The sequence below is a fragment of the Pseudoalteromonas rhizosphaerae genome (genome assembly GCF_902498845.1).
Lineage (GTDB): Bacteria > Pseudomonadota > Gammaproteobacteria > Enterobacterales > Alteromonadaceae > Pseudoalteromonas > Pseudoalteromonas rhizosphaerae.
In genome coordinates this window covers 187,365-208,044 of the sequence record NZ_CABVLM010000010.1, presented here as the reverse complement: position 1 = coordinate 208,044, position 20,680 = coordinate 187,365, and the positions used below count along the sequence as shown (strand labels likewise).

Below are 20,680 nucleotides of genomic sequence, written 5' to 3'. Positions count from 1 at the left end.
ACTGGCAAGGGTTGATAAGTGCCGTTAAGTAATTGTTGTTTAATACCCAGCCAATGTAACTTAGCGAAGTCATTAAATTCCTCAATACTCATATTATCAATACCCGCAGCCCCTTTATTGCGCTTAACATGTTGCCATGCTGCGCTAATATTGTGGTTGCTTAGTACCTTTGCCATAAGGTCATGATCTATTTGGTTATATTCATTCGAGGTATTATTCACAGTCGAACGCTGTTCATCACTATCACAACACGGTGATCTATGTGAATTCAAGTTCATTTGTAGTGTCTCCTCTGGTTAAGATGTTCAGGCCTTCACCGTGTCCCCTCCATTACGATGGGCGTTTGGCTACTATGCCGTCTGCTGACTTCTGATAAATCACTCTAGCGATTACTCGATAAAGCGCGTCTAAAACTAACGCTTGTTTACTGCTATTTCGCTCGCTGTAGGTCGCAGCAACCAAAGCGCCAAGGGTTGAACAACCAGTCCCTAACTGGTAATCTCCAAGCGTTAGCGCGGATGCGTGTTTATCAGATCTCCCCGAATAAGGTGCATCGACTTTCTCTGCACAACTTCATCATTTACGGTGGCCGTTAGATCACATGACTTCGCTATCTTGTGCTAGCTCGTCTCCAGCCTACGCCTCATATGATGTTTTTGTTCATCAGCTCACAGATTTGCTAGCGGCTTCCTTCAGACTATCTCTCGCGATTTAGCCCTTGCCATTCGCTAGTAGTTATCGTTTAATAACAGTATGTTATTTAAACGGTGATCTTCCTACAGAGGACTTTCACCTCATAAGTCAATGCCCATGTCGGGCGTACACAAGCTAATAAATAAGGACAAAAAACAGTTGGCTGTTTTCGTTCCTCAACATTTTAGCCAACAATTTTTTGCCCATTATTAGGGCGTTGAGGCTGTAGAATTACTCTTTCTAGGAACTGATTTTACATATTCGGCTTGATTGTTTTCTAACCTTGAATCTACCTGTCCGCTGTGATCTAATAGATATTATTCACCCACGGTAAATTGTTATGGCCAACTACAAGCCAGACTTATCCTGCCAAAATAAATTCATTCCAATAAATTTTGCTGAGCAAATATTGCCAGGTACATTTGAGTATGCGCTTTGTTATATTGTCGAAAATAAACTCGATTTGTCGGGCTTTGACGCGTGGTATAACAACGACAAAACAGGCGCGGCGGCGTATCCGCCGTCAGTGATGTTAAAGATTATTTTGCTCGGCTATGCACATGGTTTGATCAGCAGCCGCCGTATTGCGAAGGCGTGTGAGACGAATATTTTGTTTATGAGTGTGTCGGGGGACATCCAGCCGCATTACACATCAATCGCGGGTTTCGTGGCCAAAATGCACGAACAGATTGAACCGCTGTTTACGCAAGTACTGATGATATGCGACGAAGAAGGCTTGATAGGTCGTAACATGTTTGCCATTGATGGATGCAAATTGAAATCGAATGCGAGTAAAGAATGGAGCGGCACATTCGATGAGCTAGGGTGAAAAAAATAGGACAGGCGCATTTTTTTGCAAATTTTTTGCAAAATCCATAGTATCAACTACTGTTTTTATATACAGTTTAACAGGAGTTGCTATGTATGACCCGGGCAAGAAAAAAGCTTATTGATTTAGCGTCCACATCTTATTATCACTTAATCTCACGATGCGTGAGACGTGCATTCTTGTGTGGTGATGATAAATACACAGGTAAAAACTTTGATCACCGTAGAGTGTGGTTAGTAGAGCGAATTAAGTTACTAAGTAGCGTTTTCGCTATAGAGATAGCTGCCTACGCGATAATGAGCAATCACTACCACCTTGTTGTGAACGTCAATAGACGTCAAGCACTTGATTGGTCTGATGATGAAGTAATTGAACGCTGGTATCAACTTTATAACGGCCATGTTTTAGTTGATCGTTACTTAAATGGTGAGCAGCTAGATAAGGCGAGTGTGCTCTTTTTTGATGAGATCATCGCTAAATGGCGCGCAAGGCTTTATGACATCAGCTGGTATATGAAAAACCTTAATGAGTACATTGCCCGCGAGGCCAATAAGGAAGATAACTGCACGGGCAAGTACTGGGAAGGGCGCTATAAGTCACAGGCATTATTAGATCAAACCGCAGTACTCAGTTGCATGGCCTACGTTGATTTGAATCCTATCAGAGCAAACATAGCCGATACGCTTGAAGACAGTGATTTTACCTCAATTCAAGAGCGTATAGCGCATTTCAAAGCCTTTACCACAGACACGGTCAAAGCAAATAAGCCCCTCAAACAAAAAGATACTGTTCAACATGAAAGTCAACCAGCACAGCTAAAGCAATTTGGTGGTAATCATATTAAAGGCACGATCCCCTTTGCCTTACTGGATTACATTGAATTAGTCGACTGGAGTGGCCGCCAGATAGATCCAAAGAAAAAAGGGCATATCAACAAAAGCATACCAAAAGTGCTCCTGACGTTGAATATAGAAGAAGCGTAATGGCTTGAATCAATTCAACGTTTCAGGCAGCAGTACTCAAATTTTGCAGGCAGCAAACAACGGTTAAAGCAGCAAGCCGCCAGCAACGATGTAAAATGGTACAAAGGCGCAGGATGAACAGTTGCATCTTGATTGGTTTGTTTAAAAAACACGATATTAAATAAAGTGATGACCTAGCTTTGCCTTTATTTGCCTAAAACTCCTTCCAAGCCACTGAATTCTAAGTTCTGTAACTAACACTAACAGTGTGCAAAAAAATAATGATACGGTTACCCACAAAGGAAGAGGTGCTAAATCTTCTGACACAAAATATGTGTCTGTCCTTTTTTATTCTCTCTTTTATATTCTATATAAAATCGAAGTAACCGATTGAATCAAAATAGGAACTCGGCTATGGTTAATGCATCAATAAAAATAAATTAAAAACGAGTTAATCTACAGGCTCGTTAAGTTTTAAATCTAATATTGGAGTTGAATCGTGAATGAGGTATTTAATTACTTCACAAAAGACGAGTTAAATGTTATTTCTGTTTTACTGTCTTTTAGTGGTGTATTAATAAACATAGTTGTTTTAGTTGTTGCCTATAAAGCTCTATCAAGTTGGAGGAATGAACTAAAGCATAACGATAGAAACCAAGTTATAACATTTCTTTTTGATGATGTTAAAAAATTGCACACTGATTTTATATCCTTGGTCGTTTTACAATCTAAATATCTAAAACAAATGAGTGATGCGGATAATGATCCTGTGGCACACTTAAGAAATCATGATGAATTTAATGACCCTGGTATTTTAGCAAAAATAGAGTTTGATGAGTTAGGTCGAATACAAAGGGAGCTAAAAGAAGCTGCCGTAGATTATCTGCTGGCGCATGATAAGTATACGATCAGGCTTATCTCTCTATCTTCTTATCTGATTCCTTTAAAAAGGTATCCCTTGAAAAAATCGGCTATTAATAAAATTACTGAATCAATCAATGGACTTTCAGATGCATCATATTCATGCTTTGAATTTTTTGATAATAAAAAAGATATTACAAGAGATTTGTATTTGGTCGAGGTAAATAAAGTAAATGTTAAGTACTTCGATTTGCTTGCTAATCTAGATAGTTCAAAAGAAAAAATGCTCAATGAATAATGTAAAAAACTTAATCGGGTAGCCGGAGGTCTCTAACCTCCAGCCCCCACACCACCCATCATGCGCTTTCTATTAGCAGGAAGTGCAATGGGCGGTTCATCTCCCGTAGTGAATATTGATCCAAATATCTCTTAATGACGCTAAACCTTGTGACGCTAGATAGTCATTGCCTATCGCAATGTTAATTCCTTTTGTTTTTGAGCTTCTACAAGGACCTTCGTTTCCAAGCGCCTACTTTTGGTACTGGTGATACCACATGCAATGGCGAGTCGTTCGCTAACACCCAATTTCATTAAACTGCGTACTTTGGTGCGAGGTTTACGCCATTGCCGCCAGTAGCACATTCTTATCCTACGGCGGATCCAGTGATCTAAATCCACCGTTAGCTGATAAGCGTTGGCTATTAGGTAGTAGTGTCCCCAGCCGCGCAAATACTGTGTGAGTTTATGAATTTGTAGGGTCATTGAGATCCCCCAGTTGCGGTTAGTGAGCTCCCTGACATTTGCTTTAAATTTCTTTAGCGCCTGTTCGTGGATCTGCACTTGACCGTAGCGGAAGGTAAACCCGAGAAATTTCGAGCCTGATACTGGACCGACCCGACTTTTCGATTCATTCACTTTGAGTTTTAATCGCTTAGTGATGAACGCAGTAATTTCCCGTTGGATTATTAGTCCTTCGCTTTTCGTTTTTACTAAAATGATTATGTCATCAGCGTAACGGGCAAACTTAAGGTGTTTGTAGGCTAGCTTCTTATCTAATTCATCGAGTAAAATATTGGAAAGTAAAGGGGATAATGGCCCACCTTGAGGGACTCCTTTGGTTGACTCAAACCACAGACCTGTTTCGCACTCTGCTACTCCCGCTCGTAGGTATTTACCGAGTAGGCGCATGAGTGCTTTGTCTTTGATTTTACGACCAACACGATTCATTAGCATGTCATGGTTTACTTCATCAAAGAACTTAGACAAGTCGATATCAACCGCTGTTTTATAACCTTGTTTAACACAAAATTGAACATGGTTCACTGCTTGACTGGCTCTTTTATGAGGACGATAACCATAACTATGTGGTGAAAATTGAGTCTCAAAGTAAGGGCTGATCACTTGAGCAATGGCTTGTTGGATCACTCTGTCGATAACAGAAGGGATCCCAAGCATTCGCTCACCGCCATCGGGTTTGGGTATCATCACGCGTTTGACTGGCAAGGGTTGATAAGTGCCGTTAAGTAATTGGTGTTTAATACCCAGCCAATGTAACTTAGCGAAGTGATTAAACTCTTCAATACTCATATTATCAATACCCGCAGCCCCTTTATTGCGCTTAACATGTTGCCATGCTGCACCAATATTGTGGTTGCTTAGTACCCTTGCCATCAGGTCATGATCTGTTTGGCTATATTCATTCGAGGTATTATTCACAGTAGAACGCTGTTCATCACTATCGCAACACGGTGATCTATGTGAATTCAAGTTCATTTGTAGTATCTCCTCTGGTTAAGATGTTCAGGCCTTCACCGTGTCCCCTCCATTACGATGGGCGTTTGGCTACTATGCCGTCTGCTGACTTCTGATAAATCACTCTAGCGATTACTCGATAAAGCGCGTCTAAACTAACGCTTGTTTACTGCTATTTCGCTCGCTGTAGGTCGCAGCAACCAAAGCGCCAAGGGTTGATCAACCAGTCCCTAACTGGTAATCTCCAAGCGTTAGCGCGGATGCGTGTTTATCAGATCTCCCCGAATAAGGTGCATCGACTTTCTCTGCACAACTGCATCATTTACGGTGGCCGTTAGATCACATGACTTCGCTATCTTGTGCTAGCTCGTCTTCAGCCTACGCCTCATATGATGTTTTTGTTCATCAGCTCGCAGATTTGCTAGCGGCTTCCTCCAGACTATCTCTCGCGATTTAGCCCTTGCCATTCGCGAGTGTCTATCGTTTAATAACAGTATGTTATTTAAACGGTGATCTTCCTACAGAGGACTTTCACCTCATAAGTCAATGTCCATGTCGGGCGTACACAAAGCTATCAACCTGACCCAAATTACTACGCGATTTTGTGCAATTCGCTGCGCTCATTGTCGCACAAATTGCTCCATAATTTGGGCAGGTTATAGCGGCGTTATGTTGTCCCGATAAGTTTGACAATCTAGAGTTAGAAAATGATAAGAAAGTACAATTCAAATGACTTAGATTTGGTTATTGAAATCTGGCTTGAAGCTTCTGTTAAAGCTCATAATTTCGTCTCGGCTGACTTCTGGGAATCTCAAGTTGAGAGCATGCGTAATATTTATATTCCTGCTTCAGAAGTTTTCGTTTACGAAATCGAGTCGAAAATAGTTGGTTTTTATGCGCTGTATGAAAATAACCTGGCCGCTATATTCGTGCTTCCTGCATTTCAGGGTAAAGGTATCGGTAAGCAATTGTTAAGCCACGCTAAAGCGCAAAGGGCAATATTGAGTCTTTCCGTATACAAAGAAAATCAGGCTAGTTATCAGTTCTATTTGTCTCAAGGTTTTAGAATTGTCAGTGAACAATTGGATGAGCATACGGGACACCCAGAGTACACAATGCGTTTGGGCACATAACACATATGAGCCTTAACTCTGTCAATAGGCACTAGTATTTTATTTGACCGTTTTTATATAGTGACGGTCAATTCTAAATCAATAAACAAATTCGTTTACTTCGTCTGTCGATGTGGCTGTTAAGCAAGTAGCTTACGGCAAACACATATAGGCGCGTTACGCAGTAATAGATTATTGCGATCTCATCGCAGCCAGGTTTTTCCCATATCCTTTTGGGGTAGCTGGGGCACTACTACTAAATGGATTTAGAAGGTAGAGCGAAGCAGGATGCCAGAGCCGAGACATTCATCGGTTAACCTCATCATGGCAATATTCAAGGCGGCTGGTTTCATTATTGGTAAAAGCATGAGCAGTTGAGCTTGCGCGGACAAACGAAAGTGAATGCTTTCACTTCATACTGCGATAACTGTATTGCCTTGTTCATAATCTAGAAAAGCTGCAAAACAGGACGTATTAATAAAGGTAAGCTGCTACCTCTCCAAATAAGCCACTTAAACACCTGTCATACCTTCCAAAACGCCCATTAAAGCAACAGCAAATCCTCTTTTTATATTTTACGTAAAATCGAAGTAACCGATTGAATCAAAATAGGAACTCGGCTATGGTTAATGCATCAATAAAAATAAATTAAAAACGAGTTATTCTACAGGCTCGTTAGGCGAATAGGAGATAAATTGGAAAATTCATGGAAGCCTAAAGGTTGGCTAAGTATTTTTTACGGTTTGGTAATGCAGCCTTTCACATTTTTGTATGTTAACAAAGCTAAGTTGTTTTGGTTTTACTTAATTTTGATTATATTTTTTTCATTACTTGATACCAAGTTGCAGGCAATTGCTGATGTCGAGTCTTGGCATCATAATATTTATTTTACTTGGTTGTTTTTAATCATTTGTCCTCTTCATGCTTATCTTATTTGTCGGGGGGACGATAAAGGTCAGCGCAAGAAGTGGTACGCTGGTTGGTGGGCTACGTTGGTATGTTTTGTCATGTTTTTTACGTTCTTATCTTTAGGTAGAACTTTTATTTATGAGCTATTTTCTATCCCCGCAAAGTCAATGAGTCCCACCTTAAATCCAGGTGATCAGGTTATAGTTAGTAAAAGTGGATTTGGAAACTATAGATATTTTGGGTTACAAATAGTCAAAAAAGCACCATCTAAAACACTAAAAAGAGGTGATGTGATTGTGTTCCAATATCCACAAAATCCTCAAATTGATTTTGTCAAAAGAGTTATAGGGCTACCTGGGGATACTGTTATATACCGTAACAAAAGTATCTTTATTAAACCTTCTTGCATGGATGAGTCACCAATCTGCCCTGGTTTTACTGAGGTCGCGAAAGAATACAAATTCACTGACTCGGAAGGTGGTTCAGATCATGAGTATTACAAAGAGTCGTTAGATAATGATTCATACGATATTAAGTTGAAAAGTAATCAGAAAGACTTATTCGAACGTTACTTTTATCAAGTTGGCACTCAAACAGATGAATGGTTAGTGCCAGACAAGCACTATTTCGTATTAGGTGACAATAGAGATAATAGTCTAGATAGTCGTTACTGGGGTTTTGTGCCTGAGAGCAATATCATTGGTAAAATAGCGTATGCTTGGTAATTGGCCTAACAAACGCAGGCACTGGGACAAGTTTTTCGCTGCGCTCCAAACAAGCCCATGCTGCGGACGTTGGTATGACTCCCACTGTCAAGTTAAACACACTGATCCTTGCCTCATAGGTTGGATCTTAAGAAAACTTGAAGTTGAACTCTGTTAATGATCAAATAGTTACGCCAATAAAAACATGACCAAAAACAGAGTTCACATGCAGATTAACCAAGTTTCAAATCAATTAAAAGCCCTTATCTCAGAAAAATACCTCATTGAGCTTGCAAAAACCTCCGGATTTCAAGTTCGACACCGTTGCCTGTCGATCGTTTCTCTGCTCAAAGCTGTGTTCAAAAGCTTATCTTGCCTGCAAGACGCTAACTTGTCAGATATCCCTCAGAACCTGCGGACGCAGGCCAATTGCACAATAAGTTATAAACCCTTTCATAATCAAATTCGAAAACCAGCCTTGACTGAGCTAGTCCGTGAGCTCGTTATTCAAGCGATGTCTAAATTGACTGTAAACACGCTGGATAAAACCTTTTTTACCCAGCGAGGAATACAGCGAGTGTTATTGCAAGATGGTTCTTCATTTGCTCTACATGATGAATTAGCTCCGGTTTTTGCTGGTCGCTTTACTGCGATAAGTCCTGCCGCAATTGAGTTGCATCTAATGATCTTATTATTCTTAGCCAGCTCACCGAAACTTATTTAAGGATGGGAGAGTTTGAAAAAGCGATGGTGATGGCAAGTAAACTTGAAAAAGCGGCTATTTCACAAAAAAATACCCAATATGTGGGGAATGCTTTACTCTTTCAAAGTGAAGTATTAACACGAAAAGAACTATTTGATTTAAGCACCTTAAAGCTGGCAAATGCGATAGAACAATTTAAAATAATTAATGATTTACCTCGACAAGCCGACGCGTTGATTGCACAGTCGTGGATAGGTCACAATCAGGCAGATTATAACGCCATTAAGCATAGTCTGCTTACATCAGCCAAATTAGCCTTTGAGGCTCACGATAAACAACGTGAGCTTGATGCTTTAACTTACTTATCTGTGTTGGCGCATAAAAATAAACAAGAAGACGACAAATACCTTTATTTAACAGAAGCCGAAAGTAAAATGAAGGCTTACCAATTTCCTAGCTATCACTTGGCTATCATACCGTTTCACTATGCTATTTTTACTAAGAACCTCGAGGATAAAGAGCCTCATTTAAAACAAGTAATAAAACTTGCTACATTGACGCCTGAGTTTTGGGCTGCACGAACGAGTCGTAGGCAATTAATGAAATACTATATAAGTCAAAACCGCCTGAAAGACGCACAAGCACTTATGACAGGTATTACATTAGATAGTGCAGATAACTCTTACTTGAAAACGTTGTTAGCAGATGCGCAAAACGATACTGATGCATTTATTACTCACGCAGAGCATACTTTTGAGCAAGCACAATTGTCGGGTAATCTTCGTCTTAGTTTAGACATCGCACTATTGATTTGCGGCTCTGACAATACCCAAGTAAATTATGATTTTTATTCTCAATATATCAATGAAAAAGGCAGTGACTATTGGCGACGGATAAATGAGGAGAAGCTGACGTCTTTGAGTTTATGAATTGTACTAAGCGCTTAGTTAAAAACGTAAAAGGCAGCAGTAGTGCTGCCTTGACGCTTTATTAAATAAGCTAATTCTGTTTGAAGTTAACCCAGTTTAGCTTCCAGTTTTTATCACGTGATTGTATCGTCAATTTATTTTTCCCTTTGTTTAAGTAAATGGTAGCGCCTGATTGGGTTTGCCATTGATGATATCCACCCGTGCTTGTTACCTTTTCTGTGGCTAGCTCTTCATCATTCACTAATATTGCAAAGCCTTTTGTATCATCAGGAGCTGCTACTCGGTAGCTAAGCGAATAATGCCCTGATTTTGCGACCTCTAACTGATAGCTCATTACCGCCTTGTCACTTATGCCGCCTTGGCCCGTTAAATTGAATTTACCATCGATATCTGAGGTTCTTCCTACGGAGGATCCGGTAATCTCACTTGCTGATTCGGCTTCTAATCTTCCAGGTATTTGTACCCAAGGGACTTGTGTTTTTACCGTGTTACTGTAATTACTTTGTTGATGACGCCTAACGGCTACAACCGTGTATTCATATTGATGGTTATCGATATTGGCATCTTTAAATATTGTTTCTACTATGTTTGGTGCTAATAGTTTAAATGTGCTGCCTATCGCTGAGTTCCTGTAAACACGATAACTTTCAATATCTGTTTGTTCGCTCTTGTCCCAGCTTAAAGTAACAAGACCTTGTTGTTGTTTTATGGTTAAATTAGTGACCGTGTCTGGGTAGGGTAAAACCGCATCACGCCTTAACCCTTCACTGTGTTGCGCTATTTTTAGCGTTTTTTTAAACTGCTTGGTGTTGCCTCCCATTGCAGGGGCTGCGCCATCAAGTGCAATCCTAAATCCTTCTACTGCACCGATAAAGTCTTTACCCATGACGCCTCTTTCACTAACCGCAAATGTATTCCAATGCCAGCTACCACCTCGTGCTACGCGGAATTCACAATTCTCATCTGTCCATGGTTGGCCATTAGTGGGTGCATTTCTATAGTTTTTTTTGTAACAGTCAGCAGTAAATTCAACCACATTACTAATCATGTCATGTAGACCAAATGGATTTGGTTTATACATACCAACGATGCTTGCATAAGCTGAGTGATCAACACAGTTTGACTTACCATTGAAGAAGTTAACATAGCTGGTATTGGTATCGCGTTGTAGTATATTTTCGCCCGTTAAATCAGCCGTATTCTCGTATTCACAAACGAGGGTTTGGTCGGGGTCGTCACCAAAATAATATTTACTGCTTGTGCCTGCTCTTGCTGCGTATTCCCATTCAGCTTCACTGGGCAGGCGATAAGGGCGACCTGTTTTCTCAGCCAACCATTGAACGTAAGCATTAGCCGATTTCCAGCCAATACAATTAACGGGTTGAAAGTCACTGGTGTTGAGCGAGTTGTTTTCCCATGTGCCTGCTGTTGCTCCATAATTAAACCAGCCATTTAATTGATGGATGCATTTAGTCGGCATGTCATAGCCAGACTCTTTAACAAAGTGACGAAACTCTCTGACGGTTACTTCATATTTTCCTAAGCTAAACTCGGGTAGCGTTACCTTATGAACAGGCTGGGCATCTTCTTTATCTATATCGCCCATCTGAAAAGTACCCGCAGGTATCGTGACCATGATGGGTTCAATCAAACCACTGGTACTTTCATTTGCATAAACTGCAGGGCTATTAATCGACAAGAAGAGAGGAATTATTAATTTGTTTATTTTCATTTAGTTTTCCTTTTTAATGAGAGAGTAATAGTGGAAAACTAAGCAATAAAAATCTTATAAAAAATCTAAATGGTGGAAAAAATAGAAAAAACCTAGATGATTTTTTTATTAAAAGCTACAACTCTTTGTTTAACCAGTAAGAACTTAACTTCATATATCAAAGGTCTGGATTTATAATTTACCTATAGGTTGGATCTTAAGAAAATTTGAAGCTGAATGCTGAACAAAGCGACAAAGCGACAAAGGGGTTAAGTTCTGAGGGATCGCCTTGATCCCCTAAGCACATTACTTTTGATAAGACATTCCATGTCGCGTTTGTTAACATTTATCTTGGCGTATGGATTCGGTGTAACGTTTTTAGCGAATTCAATTACACCGTATTTTTTGCTGTTTGTTTTTTATACCGCAAAGTTCAGCACGCTCTCGTATAAATCGCTCTCTTCAATAAGATGTATTAACCGAATTTACTGCCAACTCACACTTAAATCTAGCGCTTCTCCTATACTCGAAGAACAAGGGCCAAAAACGGTATAGTCACCAATAATTCTCATAAATTTAGCCTGACTACTATTTGGCAGCGTTGATAAATCGAGTGTAGTATTAAGGCCATAAGGTTTCCCCTCTTCGACAAATTTATCGACGACAAGCTCATTAGCCTCATCACCATAAATTCCATTATCGTTGAGGTCAATCCAGACTTTCCATGAGGTAGATCGCTCTGTTACTCCAGTATCTCCTTGAATGTTGATGATAGTATTACTGGGATTTATCAGCTCTATCGGCATTTGGGTATAGTCCCATGCTGTTGAGTTATAATTAATGTCGTTGCCACCAATAGAAACATGAGTGATGTGCTTATCGACGCTAGCTGAGTTTATTGAGCAATACTGATCTGTTACCTGAATAAGCCGTTCAAAGGTATCTTGATCATCGGATTGATCAGTTACTGTCAACTTAATTAGGTAACTTCCTGATTCTGCGAAGATATGCTTAGGGCTGGCTTCTGTTGAAGTTTGACCATCGCCAAAATCCCATAACCATTGAACGACTTGATTCGTTGAGCGGCTATCATCGGTAAACTGAGTGCTTAATTTAATTTTATCTGCATTAAAATGGCTGAGCACTCCTTGCTCATAAAGTTTTATCTTTACCACCTTAAAAGCTTCAACGACATCTTCTTCAGATAAGCCAGCAACACCAGCTTGTTGTTTAATACATTCAGCAGCTTCAGTTAGTGTGGTCAACGCACTCCAACAGACCTTGGCTGAATTTAAATACACTTTATAGGTAGGCTCTATGCCCCATTGATTTGATAGTAAATAAAATGGATAAGTGATCATACCAATGCGTAAATAGAAATTATCACCAGCCTCTTCATAATCAAGAAAACTGTCAATGGCGCCATTTTCAGTTTTTATCTGATCGAGATGACGAATAAAACCGCCATTTTCTTGGCCGTGAATCCAATTATCTGAATGTCCCGTAAACTCGTATTTTGCCATTACACCTGATATATCGCCAAAGGCTTCGTGTAAGGTACGAGCATCAGTACTAATTTCATGATCGAATTGATTTAAATCAGACACTCTATTTAAAACCCCATGGCCCACTTCGTGCGCAATGATGTCAAGTGAAGCCATAGAGTAAAATAACGGATACGCATCACCAAAGTTGGCATATGCACCATCCCAAAAGGCGCCTTGTTCATATTGTTGACCATAGTGAACACGGATTCTAATTTTGTCTTCCAGTGGCGGCTCCCCAAGGTATTTAACAAAGCTATTGTAAACGAATGTGCCGTAAAACATGGCGTCATTAAGCGTTGAATATGTCCAGACCCCAGTCTCATCAGAAATCATATCTTCGGAATGTGTCGGCTGCGTATCACATAAAAATGAATAAGGAGGGAAAGCATTCTCATTAACGTCGTTAGGGAACTTATTGCTATTATTACTCTCCCCAGCTTCATCCTTAGTATTATTCATATGAGTAATGCTGACTAAACCATTATCAAAGATACATAATCCACCTTGCTCTTCTGTGCGCTGAATTGAAATTTTCTTGCGACCTACGCCATAATCCCAAGTGTGAACTTTATTCCCCCCAGGCCCCGATAATTCAGCATTACCTATGAAATCATGAAAGGGAATAAGGGTACCTTTTGTGGCCTGTCCAATGGTGTTTACCGGCAAAAGCAATAGCGCATTGGTATTTGCAGGTATACTTGTATCCTTTGGAATATCAAGATGATAAACCGCTTTATCCATAGTTTTTAACCACGCATCGCCCTGTTTATTTCCTTGCTCATCTACCCAATAAACCCACACAGACTCAACTTTAGCGGAGTCACTATCAATAACTTCAGGGGCGACAATTGTTACGATGCCAGATAGTTTGCCAATAGAACTATCTTGATCACGAAAAAACGCATGTAATATTTGATTCGTTGGCACTTCAGTAACAGGGTTTAGCTGTTCTTCAATTGGCGGCTGTTTAATTGCAGGAGAGTCAGAGCTGCCGCCGCCACACGCAACAAGAAATAAAGTAATAAATATAGAGATACATTGTTTAAATCGAATAAGATTTAATTGGATGAGATTTGAGGGCAATAAAAGTGATTGAAAAAAAATCATTGGCTATCCTTAGTCAATTGGGTAGGTAAAAACAATATAAATCAATGTTATATGAGTTTATTTTGGTTTTTTACCATTAAGTTTACACTCTAGAACAAGTACGCTATTTTTTCAATTTATTTGGCTAAATTATAGACTATGTAGTGTAAGTAACTTGAGGTTTGGGTTAGCCTATTTATTATCCAAAGCTAAGGTTAATTGACCCATTAGTTGAAGAATAATGTCACAAGGGCGACTATACTACTGGTTAAGAGCGTGCAGTATCGCGTATCTCCCAAATGTTTGTTCACCTAGTCAACGTTCGCTATCGCGGACTCAATCTGGTTTTCATAAAGAGTAGTACCGGGCAACGTCGTAAAATACTCGTCTGTTTGCTCGAGTCCGATACGTTGAGTATTGCGTGATGTCTAAGGGAACCCCCAAAATAATTATTAACGGTCCTTTTTCAGGTGTGTCGTACCGCGAAACCGGCTGGTATAATGCTAGCCATTTTTTCGTGCGGCTAGAGCCACAGGACTTTAAAATCCGTGTCCATCACAATCACGGGTCGGCAATCACTTGGCAGGATCAGTTTGTGCATTAAAATAAATTGTTTTTGTACTTTTGGATAATGGTGCTAAAAGCTGAACGTGCTTTCCCGATAGGGGGCAAAGAGCGAGCTTTAATGAACCGTCGGTCAATACATTTAGTATCATGTTTTCAGTTGTTTTTGAATTTAAATAGCGAGCGATAGAAGTTAAGGTGCATTGCTGACAGTGCAAAAGAGATTTAACGGCAGCGACTAAAGTATTAAATCTAGCTTTATGGATTGGGTTGGGGGTGACAGCGCGGAGTATATTGTGCAAAATAGTAAAGCATTCATGGTCTTTCGTGCTGTTTTTTAGCGGTTCATAAAATCACAAAACACCATGATTGTTCCCGTACTCCCCCAAATTTTCAATACTATTAGTTCATTGATATATAAGGCCAATTCTTGGGAAACTTTTGGGTATTAGGATAAAATAAATAACTGAACAAAGGACTCTGAGATAACGCATGAAAAAAGCCATATTTACCCTTGCCATTGGCGATAACCCAATGTATAAAGCCGCAATTTTGAGTTTTAAGCATTACGCCGAAAAAGTCGGTGCAGATTTAATAATATCTGACCAATTGCACTATCCGATAAAGATCGAAAACCCAATATACAATGCAAGCCCTGCGTGGACAGAAAAGCTGAGAATAGGTGAATTGCTCGAAACATATGACAGAGTGCTCTACGTAGACGCTGATGTTTTAATTACACCTCATGCTAGAAATGTTTTTGACCTTTATACCGATTTGCAAACTGCTTATTGGTTTGATGAAGGTATTATTCAAGAGCGTGAGCAAGATGTAGCAATGGTATGTGATGCGCTTGGAAAAGTCGACTGGCCGCTTAAGAGTAATCGACCTATTTACTACAATGCGGGTATCATTCTGACGTCTAGCCAATGTCCACTTTTTAAAAAGACTACGCTCGATGATTTACACAAGGTTTGTAATAAAATAACGCATTATGACCAGAGCTATTTCAATTATACACTCCATAAAAATGGCATCGCACACAGCTCATTTGACAAAGCTTTTAACCGAATGGATATGTCTGGCAAAGAAGGTTATTTAGATGCTGACTTTATTCACTACGCAGGTAAAGGATACGCCAAAAATAGTCGGCGTCGTGATATACAGTTTTTAAAAGATTTTGCCCAGCTATATAAAGGGTTGGTATCTGAGAGTGAAATTGAACAACTCAAAGATAAAGCGTGGGATAACTTTTTAGGCACGGTATACGCCAAATATCCGCTGCCCAATTGGTTAATTGAGCTATGTAGCGAGAGATGCATTGATCGCTAGTTTTTTATAAAACAGTGTTTATTTTGTTTTTGATTTTTTGGTTCTTTGTGCATAACATTCTGCGTGTTGATATGAAGAACCAAAGTACTCACCCATTATTGGCTTTTTGCTGATTTTTGGGATACATCCGCGACCGGCATTAAATTAGTTAGACTTTAAGCAAATATAATTTAATCATTTTATGTCCTTCTTAAGGATATTGCAGTCTTGATCAGCACTTCGATGAAAACCGTCATCCCAAGCAATATAGTCACTAATTTTATTTTGGCTTTTTCGGTTAGCGTAAGCTCTATCTATCGTATTAAAGTATAAAATTTCGGGTTCTCTAAAGTGTGGATGTGAATATTGCAAATATCGAACACAGTAGCTTATGTTGATCATATCCAAAATAATCTGCTTACCGATCTCAGTATCTAAATTTGGTATACGCCCTTGTTCAATATCAATAACCAGTTGTAATGTTGAAGCTGCGCCTAAACTAAAGGTGATAAGCTGTGGAGAATCAAACTTTTTATACACATAGCGCTCATAATCATCACGAATACCGTTATCGTTTTGGTCAACACCGTCCAGCGTTTTATAGTCGTCAGGGTGTTCAGGTGGTAAATCTGGGCTTTGGTAAAATAAATCTTTAATTTTTTGCCAACTACTGTGGGGGGCGGGTTCGTTATTCTCATTCCAGTAGCGGGCAAGGTAGTAGTCGGCTCCGTGTTTTACAAGGTTGCCACCTTGATACACTTTGTTTGCTTGCCATTTTTCTATCACAGTATTTTGCAGCCAAATCCAACCATCCCAATGGGGTTGGTTTTCTATCGGTTCAATGCCTTTAACCCAAAAAGCGGCAATAAATAAGCTGTTGTTGTGAGTCACAACATCACCGGCTACATAAATTGAGCTGGCATTCCAGTGAGGGTGGTTTGGTTGAATAGAAGTTAAATCTACATTTTTAGATTCTGGGTTAAGCTTAAAAATATTTGTCGCGTAAGCGTGCGAACAAAAAAGTAACCAAGCAATAATGATGAGTTTAGTCATTGCAAATTCCTTTTGATGAAGTTCCATTACTTTTTTAATTAAGTTCACTTTTTAGGTAAATGCAAGGTGGGAGGATTAAATATTTAAAAGTAATTACTGAATTTGTAGATGTGGATTAATCGGCTAATGAATTTAATATTAGTGTTAAAATCAGCTTTTGTAGGCGCCAAGCTTGCCGGCGCGTGTGGATTTGTAGCTTGGGCTTTAGCCTGAGAACTTAATATAGCTATGAGGCGACGAATAAGGCATTGGCTAATAGTTTTACTTGCTAACGTGGTGATCCAAATCAGGGCTGAAGGGTTTCAAACTGAACAGCAACAGGTACATCACTACCTATCAGGGGTAAACAGTCGTAATTACCAGCTTGTGATCCTGTTTGGTTCTTTCTATTTAATCACTAGCAAAATATTACATTAAGTTTTGAGATAGGTTACCGAGCACCTTCGCCGTTTACAGTAATCAAAAAACTGGATTAATTAAGGCGTAATATTCAGCGCAACTGCTGCACTTATATCGCGACAATGTTCCGTTTCTATATGTATGGCTATCTGAGGTAATATTTGATTATTTACCGTGCGAAACGCGTGCATCAGGTTCTTTGGTAGTGTAATCAGTACAGTGTTTTCATCATCTTTACCGGGGCTAAGTATGAACTCCTTTTTAACTTCAATTTCTTCAATCTGTGTCACGTGACGGACAATTCTTTTTCTATTAAAGGAACTGTCATCATCATTGGCGGAAAAAACAAAAAATACCTCAAGAACTTCAATACGAGCAACTAGCCTTTTTATCTTTACGGCTTGCGTAGGTGACACTTTGTATTTGATTTTAATAGTTTGCCCTGGTTTAAAATCTTGGTGATCAACTTTGATTGATATTGGCCCACAGCGACTACGATCCAATTCTTTGCGATAGTAAAAATAGGTTTTAGGAACAAAAAATAACCATAAAGCCGTGCATATCCATCCAAAGGTAGATGGAGCCCATAGGCTTGGGATGGCAATCAGGCTTAACAAGATTGAAAACAGTGTTAAGCGAATACGAAACTGAAGCGGTTTAGAATTTCCATGCCCTTCATACACATTTTCCACTTCTGCTGGCTGTTGGGGAGGAAGGCGACGAACTAATTGTGACTCACCTTGCTCATTTTTGGAAAAAAGCTCGTATTCTATTTGGATTGCCCCCGGTGTTTGCGTCGAAAACGTTGGTTTAAAAGGAATTGAAGATTGGTTTGAATAATCAAGTGAATATTTTTTAATAACTTTTTTATCCCAGCCCAGGGGAATATCCGCGTAAGCTATGATATACCAATCTATCGATAATTTATCGCCGTGCCAGGTTATCGGATAGTCATCCATCGCAAACTGAAAGGGGAGGTGATGCTTTCCTGCAGGCAAGGGGGCTTCATCAGTCTGAAGAACTACTTTATATTTCTCGTGTTGTTCAGTTCTGCCGCCGCCATGTAATTTCCAGTAACAGCTAACATAGATTTCGTTAAATAATTTAGGTGAATCTAGCTCGATATCGACATAGCCACTAACGACTTCACCAAGGGTATAGTGCTCTTTTTTAAGTGATAACTGTAATTCCATGGGCAACTGATTAAAGGGAGGGGGGGAGATTCTCCCGAGATTATCATATATATAAGGTATTAAAAAGTAATAAGAAAATGGGTTTGATAAGTTGTTAATATAGTCATGCCTTATGCCTTTAATGAATACTGTAAACCTCGATGCTGACACGTTTTTAATAGATAACCATTGTGAGTCACTAGCAAAAAACTTTGCGGGTCAGGTAAATATTTACACTTCCCGTTGGCGAAGAACTGGTTTCCTAAACCTAGAGTGGCTAGCAAATTTGGCTTATCAAGAAATGGGCCACCGATTAATATTTTTTATCTATTAGCTCATCGAACCTTCAAAATATTTGATAGTAGCAAACGCCTGTTAAATTTGTATTTAGCAGGCGTTGTGACTTTTATAGGTCAATCGTATTATTGCTGCGATCTGCATCGGGTAATTTATGCTCAGGATCGAGGCTGGCACGTTTAATTGTTTTAGTAACAGGCAATACCACACTCGGCTTACCTGTGCGCATCCATGTTTCAACTGGAATGCGAATATCTTCATGTGTATTATCACTGTATTGCACACGCAGTGTTGCTGGCATAACTAACTTTTGATTACTTTTAAAGCTAACTTTAGTGCCTTTACCGTGTTTATCATCAATGGCTTCAACACTCGTTATTGCCATATCAAGTTGCCAGTTATTTAAGTACCAACCACGCCACCACCAAGAAAGATCTTCCCCTGCGGCGCTCTCCATAAAGCGGAAAAAATCTGAAGGGCTAGGATGTTTATAAGCCCACGTTGAGATATATTCTTTAAAAGCAGGATCGAATCGCTCTGGCCCTAATATCTCTTCTCGCAGTAACACTAAACCTAGCGCCGATTTAAAATAAGCAACAGAATGGCGGTATTTTTCATCCGTGGCCTCTGCTGGGGCCATTAATGTAGGTGCTTCATTATCGGCTAATACGGGTAAGATCTCATCAACCGGGTTACCGCCTTTCGGGGCATATTCTCCGTCACGTTTTGGAGCAAACTCGCCATCATTAAAAGCATCTGAGGCATAAACATCTATAAACGTGTTAAATCCTTCATCCATAAATGCATGGCGGCGCTCATCAGAGCCTACAATCATCGGAAACCAGTTGTGGCCTAGCTCATGCGCTGTTATCCAAAAAAGCAAATCGTCTTTGTCTTGCATACCATCGAATACAATTCCTGGATATTCCATACAGGCCCCATGGCCGCCTAAGTTAATAGCTGCAGGATAAGGGTAAGGATACCAAGTGGAAAAATGCTCTATATTCGCTTTAACATACTCTGTTGAGCGATCCCATTTAGTACTGCCAATGCCTTCAACTGGATACGCAGACATTGCTAATGCGGTTTTACCCTCTGGTAGATTAATTTTAGCGCCATCGATAATAAACGCAGGTGAAGCGGCAAATGCGACATCGCGGGTATTATCCATTTTGAAATGCCAACTTAATCGCTGGTCATCCTTAGGCCGACTATCGGGGTTATTAATATCTGCTTTGTTGCGAATATAGACGGTTTCTTCGCTTTTTTTAGCTTTAGCTAAGCGCTTCTGTTCCGTTTTAGTGAGCACCTCTTCAGGATTAATTAGCTCACCTGAGCCCACCACCCAATAATCTTTTGGTACATTAACCGTGTAGTCAATCGTGCCATATTCTGAATAAAATTCAGAGCTAATATAAGGATTGTTATTCCACCCATGTAAGTCATCATAAACTGCCATACGTGGGAACCACTGTGCAATTTCAAAAATTTTGCCATTTTTAGAAGGTGTGACCGCAGTACGACCGCCCCATGTCCCGGGTACTTTATAGCTGTAATCAATTTGCAGTTGTAATTTACCGCCTTGAGCAGCTAGAGGGTTTTTTAAATCGATACGCATTCGTGTATCGTCAATTAAAAAATCGGCATCGTAATGTTTGTTATTTATAATCACGGTTACTTTGTCAAACTGGTAACCATCAGTAAAATGAGAGCTACGCCACTGCGAGGCGATAGAGCTTCGCGAGTCTTTGCGATACATATTTTGATCAAGTTGCACCCACAAACGGGTTAAATCATCAGGGCTGTTATTGGTATAAGTGATGGTTTCTTTGCTACTTAAAATATCTTGTTCGGTATCTATTGAGGCCTTAAGGGAGTAATCGACTTTTTTTTGCCAAAAAAGCGGACCAGGCTTTCCTGCGCCGCTGCGCATTGCATTTACTTAATTGGGTAATGATAGTGGAGCAAACAAGGCTTGTGAGTCGTAGTTTGAAGTCGTGGGGGTTGTTGCCCCTATGGCTATACTTGCAGAGCTTGCAACGCATAGCAAAGTGGTTTTTTTAAACCAGTTAAGCATTTTATTTCC

At 39.8% G+C, this 20,680-nt stretch carries 12 protein-coding genes and 3 pseudogenes; 8 read left to right on the top strand and 7 right to left on the bottom strand.

Annotated features, from left to right (window positions below; all coding sequences use genetic code 11):
• Window positions 1-278, bottom strand: a pseudogene (locus PSR9079_RS16260) (group II intron reverse transcriptase/maturase); the annotation flags it as partial.
• Window positions 279-1,033: 755 nt separating this feature from the next.
• On the opposite strand from PSR9079_RS16260, the pseudogene PSR9079_RS16255 reads away from it, so the two are divergent.
• From PSR9079_RS16255 to PSR9079_RS16245, 3 genes and pseudogenes are all read left to right on the top strand, one after another.
• A pseudogene (locus PSR9079_RS16255) lies at window positions 1,034-1,519 on the top strand (transposase); the annotation flags it as partial.
• A gap of 98 nt (window positions 1,520-1,617) precedes the next feature.
• Window positions 1,618-2,622 (top strand): annotated as a pseudogene (locus PSR9079_RS16250) (transposase).
• Window positions 2,623-2,983: 361 nt separating this feature from the next.
• On the top strand, window positions 2,984-3,643 hold the full coding sequence (locus tag PSR9079_RS16245; protein WP_149982430.1) for a hypothetical protein: 660 nt from the start codon (window positions 2,984-2,986) through the stop codon (window positions 3,641-3,643).
• 170 nt (window positions 3,644-3,813) lie between these two features.
• On the opposite strand, the gene ltrA is transcribed toward PSR9079_RS16245, so the two are convergent.
• On the bottom strand, window positions 3,814-5,118 hold the full coding sequence (ltrA, locus tag PSR9079_RS16240) for a group II intron reverse transcriptase/maturase (RefSeq protein WP_246175589.1): 1,305 nt from the start codon (window positions 5,116-5,118) through the stop codon (window positions 3,814-3,816).
• 686 nt (window positions 5,119-5,804) lie between these two features.
• On the opposite strand from ltrA, the gene PSR9079_RS16235 reads away from it, so the two are divergent.
• The 4 genes from PSR9079_RS16235 (at window position 5,805) to PSR9079_RS16220 (ending at window position 9,454) form a co-directional block, all read left to right on the top strand.
• Window positions 5,805-6,230: an N-acetyltransferase gene (locus PSR9079_RS16235; RefSeq protein ID WP_149982429.1), complete on the top strand. Its 426-nt coding sequence runs from the start codon at window positions 5,805-5,807 to the stop codon at window positions 6,228-6,230.
• A 674-nt stretch (window positions 6,231-6,904) separates the two neighbouring features.
• A complete protein-coding gene (gene lepB, locus PSR9079_RS16230) occupies window positions 6,905-7,843 on the top strand; it encodes a signal peptidase I (RefSeq protein ID WP_149982428.1) in 939 nt (312 codons plus the stop codon).
• A 205-nt stretch (window positions 7,844-8,048) separates the two neighbouring features.
• Window positions 8,049-8,546, top strand: coding sequence for a hypothetical protein (locus tag PSR9079_RS16225; RefSeq protein WP_149982427.1), 498 nt, complete (start codon window positions 8,049-8,051; stop codon window positions 8,544-8,546).
• A gap of 29 nt (window positions 8,547-8,575) precedes the next feature.
• Entirely contained in the window at window positions 8,576-9,454 is an 879-nt protein-coding gene (locus PSR9079_RS16220) for a hypothetical protein (RefSeq protein WP_149982426.1), read from the top strand.
• A gap of 70 nt (window positions 9,455-9,524) precedes the next feature.
• Here the strand turns inward: PSR9079_RS16220 and PSR9079_RS16215 are convergent, their stop codons facing one another.
• Window positions 9,525-11,186, bottom strand: coding sequence for an SUMF1/EgtB/PvdO family nonheme iron enzyme (locus PSR9079_RS16215; protein WP_149982425.1), 1,662 nt, complete (start codon window positions 11,184-11,186; stop codon window positions 9,525-9,527).
• Between the two features lie 464 nt (window positions 11,187-11,650).
• Window positions 11,651-13,819 carry a PKD domain-containing protein gene (locus PSR9079_RS16210; protein ID WP_149982424.1) on the bottom strand — a complete coding sequence of 723 codons (2,169 nt, stop codon included), beginning with the start codon at window positions 13,817-13,819 and terminating at the stop codon, window positions 11,651-11,653.
• Window positions 13,820-14,854: 1,035 nt separating this feature from the next.
• Between PSR9079_RS16210 and PSR9079_RS16205 the strand changes: the two genes are divergently transcribed.
• Window positions 14,855-15,694 carry a glycosyltransferase family protein gene (locus PSR9079_RS16205; RefSeq protein ID WP_149982423.1) on the top strand — a complete coding sequence of 280 codons (840 nt, stop codon included), beginning with the start codon at window positions 14,855-14,857 and terminating at the stop codon, window positions 15,692-15,694.
• Between the two features lie 174 nt (window positions 15,695-15,868).
• On the opposite strand, the gene PSR9079_RS16200 is transcribed toward PSR9079_RS16205, so the two are convergent.
• The 3 genes from PSR9079_RS16200 to PSR9079_RS16190 all read right to left on the bottom strand — a co-directional run bounded on the left by PSR9079_RS16200 (window position 15,869) and on the right by PSR9079_RS16190 (window position 20,527).
• Window positions 15,869-16,726 carry a chitodextrinase gene (locus tag PSR9079_RS16200; RefSeq protein WP_149982422.1) on the bottom strand — a complete coding sequence of 286 codons (858 nt, stop codon included), beginning with the start codon at window positions 16,724-16,726 and terminating at the stop codon, window positions 15,869-15,871.
• 476 nt (window positions 16,727-17,202) lie between these two features.
• Window positions 17,203-18,318, bottom strand: coding sequence for an arrestin family protein (locus PSR9079_RS16195; RefSeq protein WP_149982421.1), 1,116 nt, complete (start codon window positions 18,316-18,318; stop codon window positions 17,203-17,205).
• 385 nt (window positions 18,319-18,703) lie between these two features.
• On the bottom strand, window positions 18,704-20,527 hold the full coding sequence (locus PSR9079_RS16190) for a M1 family metallopeptidase (RefSeq protein WP_246175587.1): 1,824 nt from the start codon (window positions 20,525-20,527) through the stop codon (window positions 18,704-18,706).
• Window positions 20,528-20,680 lie beyond the last annotated feature (153 nt).